At 37.0% G+C, this 13,784-nt stretch carries 12 protein-coding genes; 8 read left to right on the plus strand and 4 right to left on the minus strand.

The genetic code is table 11. The annotated features are described in order from the left end of the window. Positions 1 to 86: 86 nt before the first annotated feature. From mrdA to AC3QLY_RS01730, 3 genes are all read left to right on the plus strand, one after another. Entirely contained in the window at positions 87 to 2,195 is a 2,109-nt protein-coding gene (mrdA, locus tag AC3QLY_RS01720; protein ID WP_074421127.1) for a penicillin-binding protein 2, read from the plus strand. Then, positions 2,188 to 3,543: a rod shape-determining protein RodA gene (gene rodA, locus AC3QLY_RS01725; RefSeq protein WP_074421128.1), complete on the plus strand. Its 1,356-nt coding sequence runs from the start codon at positions 2,188 to 2,190 to the stop codon at positions 3,541 to 3,543. Before mrdA ends, rodA begins: the two co-directional genes overlap by 8 nt. Positions 3,544 to 3,629: 86 nt before the next feature. Next, positions 3,630 to 4,379: an MBL fold metallo-hydrolase gene (locus AC3QLY_RS01730; RefSeq protein ID WP_074421129.1), complete on the plus strand. Its 750-nt coding sequence runs from the start codon at positions 3,630 to 3,632 to the stop codon at positions 4,377 to 4,379. Between the two features lie 14 nt (positions 4,380 to 4,393). Here the strand turns inward: AC3QLY_RS01730 and AC3QLY_RS01735 are convergent, their stop codons facing one another. From AC3QLY_RS01735 to AC3QLY_RS01745, 3 genes are all read right to left on the minus strand, one after another. After that, a complete protein-coding gene (locus tag AC3QLY_RS01735; protein ID WP_074421130.1) occupies positions 4,394 to 4,798 on the minus strand; it encodes a hypothetical protein in 405 nt (134 codons plus the stop codon). 63 nt (positions 4,799 to 4,861) lie between these two features. Further along, entirely contained in the window at positions 4,862 to 5,623 is a 762-nt protein-coding gene (locus AC3QLY_RS01740; protein WP_288095459.1) for a hypothetical protein, read from the minus strand. A 38-nt stretch (positions 5,624 to 5,661) separates the two neighbouring features. Next, positions 5,662 to 6,207 carry an RNA polymerase sigma factor gene (locus AC3QLY_RS01745; protein WP_074420577.1) on the minus strand — a complete coding sequence of 182 codons (546 nt, stop codon included), beginning with the start codon at positions 6,205 to 6,207 and terminating at the stop codon, positions 5,662 to 5,664. A gap of 128 nt (positions 6,208 to 6,335) precedes the next feature. Between AC3QLY_RS01745 and AC3QLY_RS01750 the strand changes: the two genes are divergently transcribed. After that, a complete protein-coding gene (locus tag AC3QLY_RS01750) occupies positions 6,336 to 6,494 on the plus strand; it encodes a Cif family virulence factor (RefSeq protein WP_179853784.1) in 159 nt (52 codons plus the stop codon). A gap of 13 nt (positions 6,495 to 6,507) precedes the next feature. Further along, positions 6,508 to 6,759, plus strand: a complete 252-nt coding sequence (locus tag AC3QLY_RS01755) for a nuclear transport factor 2 family protein (protein WP_287101456.1) — start codon at positions 6,508 to 6,510, stop codon at positions 6,757 to 6,759. A gap of 281 nt (positions 6,760 to 7,040) precedes the next feature. On the opposite strand, the gene AC3QLY_RS01760 is transcribed toward AC3QLY_RS01755, so the two are convergent. Further along, positions 7,041 to 8,012, minus strand: a complete 972-nt coding sequence (locus AC3QLY_RS01760) for a M23 family metallopeptidase (protein WP_068245175.1) — start codon at positions 8,010 to 8,012, stop codon at positions 7,041 to 7,043. Positions 8,013 to 8,403: 391 nt separating this feature from the next. Between AC3QLY_RS01760 and alaS the strand changes: the two genes are divergently transcribed. The 3 genes from alaS (at position 8,404) to gatB (ending at position 13,772) form a co-directional block, all read left to right on the plus strand. Continuing rightward, positions 8,404 to 11,031 carry an alanine--tRNA ligase gene (gene alaS, locus AC3QLY_RS01765; RefSeq protein ID WP_074421132.1) on the plus strand — a complete coding sequence of 876 codons (2,628 nt, stop codon included), beginning with the start codon at positions 8,404 to 8,406 and terminating at the stop codon, positions 11,029 to 11,031. A gap of 163 nt (positions 11,032 to 11,194) precedes the next feature. Further along, positions 11,195 to 12,178, plus strand: a complete 984-nt coding sequence (locus tag AC3QLY_RS01770) for a PDZ domain-containing protein (protein WP_074420445.1) — start codon at positions 11,195 to 11,197, stop codon at positions 12,176 to 12,178. Positions 12,179 to 12,326: 148 nt separating this feature from the next. Then, positions 12,327 to 13,772, plus strand: coding sequence for an Asp-tRNA(Asn)/Glu-tRNA(Gln) amidotransferase subunit GatB (gene gatB, locus AC3QLY_RS01775; protein WP_287101451.1), 1,446 nt, complete (start codon positions 12,327 to 12,329; stop codon positions 13,770 to 13,772). The last annotated feature ends 12 nt before the right edge of the window (positions 13,773 to 13,784 follow it).

Raw genomic sequence — 13,784 nt, forward strand, 5'->3', positions numbered from 1 at the left:
TTTTGGAAAAGTTTGTGCGGTTGTCTGTAGCTTTTGTGCATCTTTGTATATTCATTTCATTATTTATTGATATATTTTAGAAAACAATGCCCGTATTTAACCAAAGCAGAAGCAGGGTTATACAAATTATTTTTGCTATTGTATTCATCATAATAGCAGCACAATTAATCAACCTGCAGGTTTTTTCCAAAAAATATAAATTACAGGCAGAGAATAATGCCATTTACCGAAAAGTGATTTATCCGGACAGGGGTATTATTTTCGATAGAAAAAATAAAAGCCTGTTAGAAAACAGTATTATGTTTGATTTGGTGGTTACACCTGCCGAAAGCCGTGGCATTGATACCTTGGCGCTATGTAATTTATTAGACATTGATACAGCTGAATATAAAAGGAGAATGCGGGATATTATTTTTAAAAATACTTCAGTAAGACCCAGTGTTTTTGAGCCCTTGCTATCACAGGAATTATATGCCCGCCTCAATGAAAACATTTACAAATTTCCCGGATTTGAATTAAGTGAACGTTCGGTTCGTATTTATCCCTTTCATATTGGCGCTAATTTTTTAGGGTATACAGCTGAAGTAAATCCTGCATTTCTTTCCAAACATAAAGATGAAGGCTACGAAATGGGCGATTATACCGGTATGACAGGACTTGAACGAACTTATGAAAAAGTATTAATGGGTCAACGAGGTATAAAACGCTATATAAAAGACAACCGAAGCCGCATTCAGGGATCGTATGAAAATGGGCTTTTTGATACCGCAGCTGTTGCAGGAAAAAACCTATACCTCAGTTTAGATGCCCAATTACAGGCACTGGGTGAAAAATTAATGACCAACAAAGTGGGCAGCATTGTAGCTATCGATCCCAATACAGGGGGTATTTTATGCATGGTGAGTGCACCCAGTTACGACCCCAATTACTTAACCGGAAGTGAACGCAGCAGGCATTTCAATAAATTATATAAAGACCCCCGCCTGCCTTTATTAAACCGCGCTATTTATACCACTTACTCGCCCGGCTCAACTTTTAAAACAGTGGTAGGCATTGTTGGTTTATCAGAAGGTGTAATTGATGAACGCTTCTCCATTGTTTGTAATGGTGCCTTTTGGGGTTGTGGCAATGGCCGTCCTAAATGCTTAGACAAAGGCACTTTTAATTTAACATCGGCCATAGCACATAGTGATAACACTTATTTTGCTACAGTGTACAAACGTATACTAGACCAACAACGGTATGGTGGAGCAGACAGTGCTTTAAAAATATTTAACAGCTATGCATACACTTTCGGACTGGGACACAGGCTGGGAATTGATTTACCCGGCGAGCAACCTGGCAATTTGCCTATCTCTTCTTATTACAGAAAAATTTTTGGAAAAAACTGGAACTCCTGCAATGTTATTTCTAATGCCATTGGGCAGGGTGAGGTAAGCACAACCGTGTTACAATTGGCCAATGTAATGGCCACCATTGCCAACAAAGGCTGGTATTATACCCCACATATGGTTGATTCAATTGAAGGAAAAGAATTCGACTATTTATTAGACCGCTTTAAAGAAAAACACTTAACCGACAGTGCTATACCCGACAGTGTTTATGAAGCAGTACAAAATGGCATGCAGGGTGTAATGGAATATGGAACCGGAGCTGCTGCACAGGTACCCGGTGTGGTAGTATGCGGTAAAACCGGTACCGTACAAAATTTTTACCATGGTGTGGCCCAAAAAGATCATGCTTTTTTTGGCGCTTTTGCCCCACGCAATCACCCTAAAATTGCCATTGCTGTATTGTGTGAAAATGCAGGATTTGGTGCACAATCTGCCGCCCCAATTGCCAGTTTAATGATTGAACAATATTTAAAAGACTCAATACCCGAACCCGACAGAAAATTGAAAGTAGAAGAAATAGCCAAACTGAATTTAATACCAGCCCGAATGAAAGCGGAAATGAATCGTTTGGATTCTATCAAACTAAAAAAAGAAGAAGAACAGAACCGACAAAATCTGCAAGAGCAGTTGTTAGATTCTTCCGGAACCGAAACAACTGAAGCATTATTCCCCAATGAAGTAAAACAACAACCCAATCATTCATTACCCAACCAGCCGAATAAGAGAAAACAGCAGCAACTTACAATGGCTATTTTAATGACTGATCACAAAAAAAAGAAAACATTCCGATTCAATGCATAGAAATCATCATTCTACCCAAACCATTTCTCCAGGTATAGACTGGGTAATTGTGGCTATTTACCTTATTTTGGTAGCCATTGGCATACTCTGCATTTTTATGGTAGAATACAAACCCAATACCGATGTGTTGGCATCGTTTATCAGTGGCAAAACCAATTACAGTAAACAATTGATTTTTGCAGGCGTTTGTTTGGTAGCAGCCATATTTATATTACTCACAGATAGTAAAATTTATACTGCATTCGCCAATCTTTCTTATACATTGGGCATTGTTTTAATGCTGGCCACATTTGTAGCAGGTAGAAGCATTAATGGTTCTAAAAGCTGGATACCCATTGGCGGTGGATTTAACCTGCAGCCGGCAGAATTGTGTAAAATTTTTACAGCACTTGCATTGGCTAAATATTTATCACGACAAGAAACAGATTTCTCCAAATTAAAATCACAATTAATTGGTGGTGCACTTGCGCTGGCTCCGGCAGTATTATCTGTTTTTCAAAACGAAACCGGTCTGGCGCTTGTTTACCTTTCTTTCTTCATTGTTATGTATCGGGAAGGGCTACCACCCGGCTTGCTGATTTTTGGTTTTTCTTTTGCAGCGCTGGTCATAGCCACATTAATAATTGAACCCAATACCCTTGCTTTGACATTAACCGTTATAGCCGTATTAACCATTTATTTTGTTCGAAAACAATTGAAACGCAATAAAAGGCTGTTAAGTATTATTATTGTATTATGGGCATTGAGTGTAGGCATCCAGCGCTTTGCAGTGCCTTATATTTTTAATAATGTTTTTCAATGCTACCAAAGTACACGTATTTACAGCATGGTAGGTAAAGATTATGATTGCAGTAAAAACCACCATCATACCAATAGCAGTAAAGCCAATTATAAGCCTCCCAGAAAACCCGATGATTATAATGTACGCCAAAGTAAAATAGCCATAGGCTCAGGAGGTATTTGGGGTAAAGGTTTTTTGAAGGGTACACAAACTCGGGGTAAATATGTTCCAGAACAACATACCGATTTTATTTTTACTTCTTTGGGCGAGGCTTTTGGGTTGGCAGGCAGTTTAACTTTTTTGCTCATTTATTTATTTCTGCTAATACGTATTGTGAACATTGCTGAAAGACAAAGAAGTACTTTTAGCAGAGTATATGCCTACAGTGTTGCCAGCATCCTGTTTTTTCATATTGTAGTAAATGTATGTATGACAATTGGTTTGTTTCCTATTATTGGCATTCCACTTCCACTCATTAGTTATGGTGGATCTTCCCTGCTAACATTTACTATCTTAATTTTTATTATGCTCCGATTAGATGCCGACCGGCAAATGGTTTTACGCTAATTAAAAAAAGGAAGGGATATTTGCAAAATTGGAAAGCAGCAGCAATGCTGTTTCTTTTTGTTTTTAATCAATTAAATGCAAGTTAAATGCAAGTAATACCATTATCGGAAGGGAGTTTCACGATTGATAAATCTAAAATTTTTGTTCCTTTTAATCTGGAAGCTGATAATTTACATAACAGGCCCATTGGCAGTTTATTGGTAGAAGTGCAGCCTTTTGTAGTGATTACGGAAAAAGATATTATTTTATTAGATACCGGTTTGGGCTTTTCGGTTCAAAATACATTGCAGTTAATTCAAAATTTACAAGCCCAACATATACAACCCGAACAGGTTACAAAAGTGTGGATGAGTCATTTACATAAAGACCATGCAGGCGGCATTAGTAAAAAAAACAATCTGGGATTTTATAACCTTACCTTTACTAATGCGGTATATTATATTCAGGAAGAAGAATTTGCTTATGCAATGGATACAGGATTTCCCTCTTACATGATTGAAGAAATTGAAGTGCTGCATCATCATCCGCAAGTGCAATGGCTACATGGCAATGGCAGGTTAACAAATAATATCGGTTACGAAATTGAATATGAAATTACCGGTGCTCATAGCCCTTTTCACCAAATTTGTCGCATAAAAAATAATTCGCAAACCATTTTTTTTGGTGCGGATGATGCCCCACAATTGCAGCAAATGAAAAGTAAGTTTATAGCTAAATATGATTTTGACGGGAAAAAGGCCATGCAATTAAGACAGCAATGGTGGCAGGAAGGTAAAGCTCAAAATTGGACCTTTTTATTCTACCACGATATTGTAACACCAGTGTATCAAATGTAGCCTTCAGGAAACATTTAACGTTGATTGGGCAAACGGTTTTGTCTTCGCTTTTCCAATTCGTTCTTTAAAACCAATCTAAAATTTCTTTCGCAAAGAAATACTTTACCGGCCCTTTCATCAGTACCCAATATTTGTTTAAATTGGTTGTAATAATTTTTCTTAACCTCTAAAATAGCTTCATCCAATGCCAAGATATTGGGATTATTGAGATTATTTTTTCTTGCCTCTTTCAAAGCATCTAAATAATCATAGTAAACAGGCCAAAATTGCTGTGCTTCCTCACTGCTTAAATTCAACTGTTTGGTGATGTAAGCAATTTTCAAACCCTGAATATTGACAAAACGATTATTGGTAGTTTGTGCAAATACCTGTAGCCCACAAAACAACAAAACAACCAGGAATATATAATTTTTTTTCATCTGCAAATTTTTAATGCTTCAAACATTCAGCATTTGATCTTCAAACGTATATCTGATTAGGGCTTAACTTCCAACTTTTTGTTTGGTTTCAGCAGCTACCGGCAGGTTTGCAACATCTTCAGTTGCCTTTAAATAGCCTTTCAACTCATCATCACTAATGTTTTGTAAACTTTCCTGCACACTCAGCATGGTACCATCTGTATCAATACCGGCGGTATCATTCACATAAGCGGGAGCAGTAATATCATTGTTCAAATAATTTTGAATGGATTCATCGCTTACATTCGTAATTTCTTTATTCAAACTAAAAGCATTGATAGATGAAGTAAGCATGGTATTGTTCCACAATGCACCGGTTACCAAAATGCCTGACATAACAGCCGCCGCTGCATAAGTTATCCATTTGCGGGTTTTACTAAAGCCAATCACTTTTGCCTTAGTTTGTTCCTGAACAGGCGTAAAATCAGTGCGCTCAAAATATTTCGAAGGTACACTGTAAACTGGCATTTTTGAAATTTGATTGAGCAATGGTGCCACTTCCTCTAATTCTTCCCAAGCTGTTTGCTGGGAATTATCCTGTTGCTGAATCCGTTGTAATATTTGATGCGGCAACTTATTAAAATAATTATTCGGAACCGCAAACGGATTTTGGGGAGAGGGAAATAGGGATGCTACTTCATCTTCACGAATTTTAAGCAATAAATTGCCTGCAAACTGTTCAAAATAATTATGAGGAACAGTATAAACCTGCGTGGGTTGTATCTGAATCAACCCCGGAGAATGTTCTTTCAACTCCTGCAATATCATTTCACTTCTCAACATCATGGTATAAAGACTAATTTTTGGAGTAATCGTTTAACAGTTTATAAGTTTTTAATTACTTCTTCAATTTTTTTAGCGGCATGGTGGTAGCTCGCCTTCAAAGCGCCCTCGCTGGTATCTAATACTTTACTCATTTCCTCATAAGGCATTTCATCAAAATAACGCAGGTTAAACACCAATCGTTGTTTTTCAGGCAATTGTTGAATGGCCAACTGCAGTTTCCATTCTAACTGATTGGCGTTAAAATTTTCATCTGCCCGAATTTTATTGCTTAAACCACTTTCCATTTCATCAAAACTTAAAGTGCCTTTTTTCTTTTGTTGCTCCAAAAAAGTAAGGCATTCATTGGTGGCAATTCGGTATAACCAGGTGTATAATTGGCTATCTTCCCTAAAATTTTCTAATCCTTTCCAGGCTTTAATAAATACATTTTGCAACACATCGTTGGCATCTTCATGATTCACTACCATTCTTCGGATGTGCCAGTATAATTTTTCCTGATATTTTTTTACAATGGCAGTAAATGTCCGCTCTTTTGTAGCCGGTTCCCGAAACTCATATAACAATACGGTATCATCGCTTTGCATGCAGGGAAATTAAATAAAAAACGGAAATAAAGCTGGTTAGACTGTTTTTTTATGGAAAAGTTTAATGCACAAAAAGTTTATATTACCACTATTTTCACATTATTACTAAATTTAGAATACAAATACACATGAAGCGAATTGCTATACTGCTTTGTTTTTATCCATTTCGGCTTTCAGCACAGGTTTCTGAAGATGAAGCTGCCACCCGAAACATATTACAACAACAAGTAGTTGCCTGGAACAATGGCAATTTGGATGCATTTATGCAAGGGTATTGGAAAAAATGACAGTTTGTAATTTATTGACAGCAACGGGTCTGTATATGGTTATAACAAAACTTTGGCCAATTATAAAGCACATTATTCCACTAAAGCACAGATGGGCCATTTTACTTCCCCTACTTTACGTTTGCAACCTTTATCTAGCAATTATTGCTATGTAACCGGTAAATGGCATTTGGAAAGAACAGTGGGGAATGCCGAAGGTTACTATACCTTATTGTTTAAAAAAATAGAAGGGCAATGGGTCATTATTTCCGATCATAGTTCCTGATGAAATCATTTGAGCGGATGTTTCTTTCTCCAAATTTTTAGAACGTAATAAAAAACAAATGCACCACTCAACAATACCCACACATAAAATATAATATTGCCAGCAGTTAAATGATGTTGCACTTCTGCAAATTTTAACTTTAACCCAATTGCAATATTTACAAACAGCCAAAGTAATATTGCTGCAATGGTATTGATGATTTTTACAAAAAATGTCCTGATATCTTCTTCCAATATAATTGTATTTAAAGCTTAACAATCAGTGTTGCTGAATGGTTGATATTAATCTAAACTTTGGTTGGCTGTAGCTGCTAATTTTAAAATACGATCAAATTGTGCCGGTGTTAAATCATTATAAAAATAGTAAATAGGATCAACCGGTTTCCCATTTTTATGTACCTCATAATGACAATGCGGACCAGTACTTTTGCCGGTACTACCCACATAACCAATCACTTCACCCCGCTTTACCACTTCGCCCGACCTGGCTTTTACTTTAAACATGTGCCCATATAAGGTTTGGTAACCATAGCCATGATTAATGATTACTTCATTACCATAACCACCGGTATTAAATCCGGCTGTTTGCACTACACCATCTGCAGTAGCATAAATAGGCGTACCCAGTGGTGCAGCAAAATCTAATCCTGCATGAAACTTGGTTACTTTATAAACCGGGTCAATTCTATAACCAAAACCACTCGCTATTCTATTTAAATTTTTATTGCTTACCGGCTGAATGGCAGGAATAGCCAATAACAACTTCTCCTTATTCTTTATCATGTTATCAATATCGGCATAGCTTTTTCCCTGATAAGCCACCCGAAGGGTTAAATTATTCAATTGATTTTTAATGTTATTCACCAATTCGGTTTCTGTTTGCCCTTCTAATAATTTAATTTCATTTTTGGTTTCCATAATCTTGGTTCTGGCGCTATCGGGTATGGGGGTTGATTCAAATATGGTACGGTACACATTATTATCCCGATCTTCCAGTTCCTGCATTTGCACTTCCAACTGTTTTACCCTTTCTTGTATAAGGGCATAATTTTCAGAAAGATCGCGATTTTGCTGACGCAGTAATTTCTCTTTCGGGCTGTCAACAAATTGAAATACCAATAATACCAGCAATACCCCTGTAACAAGCGAAGCTGCGATAAAACCAATTACCTGCAATATTCGAACCCGCAAAGGTACTTCCAATTTTTCGAACCGAAGGGTATGTGTATTATAATAATATTTTATTTTTCGCATAAATGTGATTGTTTTTAAACACCGCTAAAAAGCCACTATTTGAGCTAACGGTTTCCCATGTTATAACCACATGGCATTAGAACATTGGATTTTCATTCGGTTTCATCAGCTTGATGATAAATGTATTCAAATAATTTGTTTGTTTTGCATGGTACCAATTTCAAAGTAAAACAACAGCTGTTTTTTCAGTGAGCGATGTACAGCCATATTTTAATTCAAACCAAATTCAGTTGTATTCATGAAAAAAAATACATATTCAACTGAAACGAATAAATTTTAGTTGCATACCGTATGTTTAAGCATACGGTTTGCTTACCTTTGAACGCTGCCAAATAATTGGCAAAGGTAATTGTAATGATTGCTAAACTTTTAGTAAAATTTTGAAACAGGCATGTTAACATCGGCAGAAATAAGGCAACAATTTTTAGATTTTTTTGCTTCAAAAGGGCATAAAATAGTACCCTCGGCACCTATTGTGTTAAAAAATGACCCCACTTTAATGTTTACCAATGCCGGAATGAATCAATTCAAAGATATTTTCCTAGGCGTTCGGCAACCCAATGCTGTTCGGGTTGCCGACACCCAAAAATGCCTTCGGGTAAGCGGTAAACACAACGATTTGGAAGAAGTAGGTGTTGATACCTACCACCATACCATGTTTGAAATGCTGGGCAACTGGAGTTTTGGCGATTATTTTAAAACAGAAGCCATTGCATGGAGTTGGGAATTATTAACCAAGGTTTACAAAATTGATAAAGACCGATTGTATGTAACCATATTTGAAGGCGATACGGCAGAAGGTTTACCCGAAGATGTAGAAGCACGGATAGAATGGAGTAAATGGATTGCCGCGGATAGAATTTTACCCGGCAACAAAAAAGATAATTTTTGGGAAATGGGCGATACCGGTCCCTGCGGCCCTTGTACAGAAATACATATTGACTGTAGACCAGATGCTGAACGGATAGCCATTAATGGCAAAACACTGGTGAACAAAGACCACCCACAAGTTATTGAAATTTGGAATAATGTGTTTATTCAGTATAACCGTTTAAAAAACGGAAAATTAGAACCCTTACCTGCTAAACATGTAGATACCGGAATGGGGCTGGAACGTCTGGTTCGTGTTATTCAAAATAAAACCAGTAATTACGATACTGATTTATTTACACTCACTATTGCATTAACAGAACAAATTACTAAGCAACAATACCAGAATACGCAAAATAAGCAGGATATTGCATTTAGAGTAATTGCCGATCATATTCGTGCCATTGCCTTTACCATAGCCGATGGGCAATTGCCGGCCAACAACGGTGCCGGCTATGTAGTACGCCGCATTTTGCGTAGAGCCGTTCGCTATTATTTCTCGTATCTTCAATACAAACAACCTTTACTGTTCCAGCTTATACCGGCATTAGCACAACAATTTAATCAGGTATTTCCTGAATTACAACAGCAAGTTGATTTTGTGGCAAAGGTAATTAAAGAAGAAGAAGAAGCTTTTTTACGTACGTTAGATAAAGGGCTTAAAAAAATGGAAGAACTGATAGAACAGGCACAGCAAACGCAACATATCATTGATGGTAAAAGTGCCTTTGAATTATTTGATACATTTGGCTTTCCCATTGATTTAACCAAACTCATTGCTGCTGAAAATAATTTGCAGGTTGATGATAAAGGCTTTGAAACCGAAATGCAATTACAAAAAAACCGGTCGAGAGCTGCCAGTACAATTGATGCAGATGATTGGGTAATACTACAACCCAATGCCTTTACTGAATTTATTGGTTATGACACCTTAAGTATTGAAACAAAAATTGTACAATACCGAAAAGTTACCGCAAAGGGAAAACAAGCTTACCAGGTGGTGTTAAACGCTACCCCATTTTATGCAGAAAGCGGTGGCCAGGTAGGCGATACTGGTTGGCTTACCATTGGCAATGAAACCATTGCTGTTACCGATACACGTAAAGAAAATAATGTATTTATTCAATTTACAGAAGCTTTACCCGCTCAGTTAAATGAACCGGTTATTGCAAGTATTAATATTCCCCGCCGAAAAGCCATCATGGCGCACCATACGGCCACCCATTTGCTGCATGCTGCACTTAGAAAAGTATTGGGTACTCATGTAGCACAAAAAGGCAGTTTAGTAAATGAAGCCTATTTGCGATTTGACTTCTCACATTTCGCAAAGCTTACTGATAAAGAATTAGAAAATATAACAGCTTTGGTGAATGAAAAAATAAGGGGAAATATTCCGGTAGTTGTTCAAACCATGAAAAAGGAAGATGCCCTGAAAATGGGCGCTATGGCTTTATTTGGTGAAAAATATGGAGATGAGGTACGTGTGGTAATTATTGACCCCTCCTATTCCGTTGAATTGTGCGGCGGTACCCATGTAGGCAGTACGGGAGAATTGGGAATTTTTGCCATTCAACACGAAACTGCAGTAGCTGCAGGTGTGCGCAGAATTGAAGCTGTTTGTGGTATTGCAGCGGAACAATGGATGCAACAACAATTACATACTTTACAGGAAGCAAAAACATTACTAAAAAACCCCAAAGACCTGTTAAAAGCCATTGAACAATATTTGGAAGAAAATGCACTACTGAAAAAACAGGTAGCCTATTTAGAGTTGAAACAAATAGAACAAATTCAGGAGCAACTATTACAGCAAGCAGATACCGTTAACCATACACATTTTATAGGTAAATTGTTAAATGTAATGCAACCCGACATATTGAAAAAACTTTGCTTTCAATTAAAAAACCAACTTACCGGAAATTATGTAGTTGTACTGGCTGCAAATATATCTGGCAAACCACATGTTGCTGTGCTATTATCTGAAACAATGGTTACTGAAAAAAAATGGGATGCCAACCAACTCATTAAACAACATATTGCACCCATTATTAAAGGCAGCGGTGGCGGACAAAAAACGCTGGCAACTGCTGGCGGACAAGATGCCAGTAACCTGAACACCATTTTTTCAGCCATCCGGGCACTTTTATAAATCTAATTCAAGTTTATTTTACTCATAATAACCGGCAGCATTTGGCTCCGGTTTTTTTGTATTTATCCTTGATGATTTTAACATTTCCGAAGGTTTTCGTAAATGAAAAATTGAATTACTTTTGAACTACTAAACTTTTCGTATAACCTCAAAAACAAATGGTATGAACAAAAAACAAATCATTTTGCCCCTGCTGGCAATGGCAATTACAGCAGGTATTGCAGCACAAACCAAACAAAACGATGATATTATTATTCATAGAAAAGGAAATGCACAACAAAAAACAACCATCGTAATTGATGGAAAAAATATTACTGTAAATGGCAAACCGGTTGACCAATGGAAAGATGGCACTGTTGAAATAGTGCAATCAGATTCAACCTCCATTGCCTTCAATTTCCCCGAATTTAAACAACAATTTGAACAAATGTTTGGCCCCAATGCATCAAGAGGTGGTGTTCAGTTTTTTAGAGGAATGGGACCGGTTGTGAATGCCCCCATCTACAATAAAGCCCAATTAGGTGTGCTTACCGAAAAAGCTGAAAACGAAACAGGTGCAGCTATTAAAGAAGTAAAAAAAGGTACTGCAGCCGAAAAAGCCGGGTTACAAACACGAGATATTATTCAAAAAATAAATAACACACCCATTCAAAACAGCGAAGATTTATATAAAGCTATTGGCCAATACAAACCTGGCGATACTGTTAACATTGCTTACTTAAGAAACGGTATCTCTAACACCACAAAAGCACTATTGCAGAAAAATGAAATGGCAGCCAATGATAATCAATGGGGTAAAGAAAATTTTAATCTTCAAATGCCGCCCATGCCTGACATGCCCGGATTCAATTTCAGAAATATGAATAAAAAACCGATGCTGGGTGTACAAATTGAAGAAATGGACAATAATGCAGGCGTAAAAATTAATAGCGTTAATCCCAATTCACCGGCCGAAAAAGCAGGACTTCAAAAAGGAGATGTTGTTATCGCTATTGATGGAAGTACCGTGAAAAGCATTGAGGACATTAAACAAGTAATGAATAACAAAAAAGAAGGCGATGAGGTGAGTTTATCTTATTTACGAAACGGTAAAAAATACAATACCAATATCCTGTTTCCTAAAACCATCAAAAAAGCTACGCTATAAAAGCCTGCCCCCAATGAAAATCCAAGCGCACCACACTAATGTAAAAAGTTAGTGTGGTTTTTTCATTTTAAACAAGCTGCTTTTACCCTATGTTATAAAATGATACCTTTACGCAGTAAAATCATCCAGTGACTATTGAATTTAACGAATGGATTATTCAAAATATGAAACCGTAATTGGCCTTGAAGTACACGCACAATTACAAACCCAAAGTAAATTATTTTCAGGTGATGCCAATCGTTTTGGAGGCCATCCCAATACCCAAATCAACCCTATTACACTGGCACATCCCGGCACCCTTCCTAAAATCAATAAAAAAGCTATTGAATATGCCATTAAAATGGGCTTAGCTTGTCATTGTGCAATTGAAACCCTGAATTGTTTTGCCCGTAAAAATTACTTTTATCCTGATTTGCCCAAAGGTTATCAAATATCACAACATACTACCCCAATTTGCATAGGTGGCTATATCAGCATTTTTATTGCAGGCATTGAAAAAAAGATTTATTTAAACAGAATTCATATTGAAGAGGATGCCGGTAAAAGCATTCACGATGCGGTAGAAGGGTTTACCTGTATTGATTATAACCGTGCCGGCACACCTTTAATTGAAATTGTAACGGAACCTTGTATTCAATCGGCTGAAGAAGCCTTCCAATATTTAACGGAAATAAGAAAATTAGTGCGCTGGTTAGATATTTGTGATGGGAATATGGAAGAAGGCAGTTTGCGCTGCGATGCCAATATTTCTATCCGTTTAAAAGGTGCAACAGAACTGGGCACCAAGGTAGAAGTAAAAAATTTAAACTCTATTCGTAATGTAAAAAAAGCTATTGAATATGAAGTGGAACGTATGATTGCATTAACAGAAAATGGCAAACCCATTGTTCAGCAAACCCGAAGTTTTGATGCAAACAACGATACCACCTTTGCGATACGTGAAAAAGAAGAAGCCAATGATTACCGTTATTTTCCGGATCCTGACCTGGTGCCATTTTTTATCAATCAGTCTACTATTGAAGTCATTCAAAAAACAATGCCGGCCTTACCCAATGCCTTAAAACAAAAGCTTCAGCATGAATATGGGTTAAGTGTATATGATGCGCATCAGTTATGTGACGATAAACATACAGCGGCCTTTTTTGAGACTACTGCAACCCATACCCGCCATTTCAAAGCCATTGCCAATTGGATGCTGGGACCTTTAAAACAATACCTGAATGAACAAGGCCATGATTTTAGTCAATTAACCCTACAGCCAAAAACATTAGCCGGCATCATACAATTAGTAGATGATGGCAAACTTAATTTTTCAACCGCTGCCAATAAATTATTACCCGCAATAATCACAACCAACGCAGATCCGGCAATAACTGCCGAAAAAATGAACCTGATTCAGGTTTCAGATGACAATGCAGTTTTAGAATGGGTACATCATGTTATTACAGCAATGCCCGAAAAAGTTGCCGAATATAAAAAAGGAAAAAAAGGATTAATGGGTTTGTTTGTTGGCGAAGTGAAAAAATTAAGCAAGGGTAAAGCTGATCCTAAAATAACTACCACAATATTAGAAAAGATTTTAAATGCAAAATAATATTGCAGCAAA

Source organism: Hydrotalea sp. GW822-HT8A01 (assembly GCF_058798575.1).

What these genes read in the sequence shown, in the direction of transcription:
- AC3QLY_RS01735 (WP_074421130.1), bottom strand. Translation starts at nt 4,798, where the DNA reads ATGAAAAAAAATTATATATTCCTGGTTGTTTTGTTGTTTTGTGGGCTA.
- alaS (WP_074421132.1), top strand. Translation starts at nt 8,404, where the DNA reads ATGTTAACATCGGCAGAAATAAGGCAACAATTTTTAGATTTTTTTGCT.
- mrdA (WP_074421127.1), top strand. Translation starts at nt 87, where the DNA reads ATGCCCGTATTTAACCAAAGCAGAAGCAGGGTTATACAAATTATTTTT.
- AC3QLY_RS01730 (WP_074421129.1), top strand. Translation starts at nt 3,630, where the DNA reads ATGCAAGTAATACCATTATCGGAAGGGAGTTTCACGATTGATAAATCT.
- AC3QLY_RS01760 (WP_068245175.1), bottom strand. Translation starts at nt 8,012, where the DNA reads ATGCGAAAAATAAAATATTATTATAATACACATACCCTTCGGTTCGAA.
- gatB (WP_287101451.1), top strand. Translation starts at nt 12,327, where the DNA reads ATGGATTATTCAAAATATGAAACCGTAATTGGCCTTGAAGTACACGCA.
- AC3QLY_RS01770 (WP_074420445.1), top strand. Translation starts at nt 11,195, where the DNA reads ATGAACAAAAAACAAATCATTTTGCCCCTGCTGGCAATGGCAATTACA.
- rodA (WP_074421128.1), top strand. Translation starts at nt 2,188, where the DNA reads ATGCATAGAAATCATCATTCTACCCAAACCATTTCTCCAGGTATAGAC.
- AC3QLY_RS01745 (WP_074420577.1), bottom strand. Translation starts at nt 6,207, where the DNA reads ATGCAAAGCGATGATACCGTATTGTTATATGAGTTTCGGGAACCGGCT.
- AC3QLY_RS01750 (WP_179853784.1), top strand. Translation starts at nt 6,336, where the DNA reads ATGAAGCGAATTGCTATACTGCTTTGTTTTTATCCATTTCGGCTTTCA.
- AC3QLY_RS01740 (WP_288095459.1), bottom strand. Translation starts at nt 5,623, where the DNA reads ATGATGTTGAGAAGTGAAATGATATTGCAGGAGTTGAAAGAACATTCT.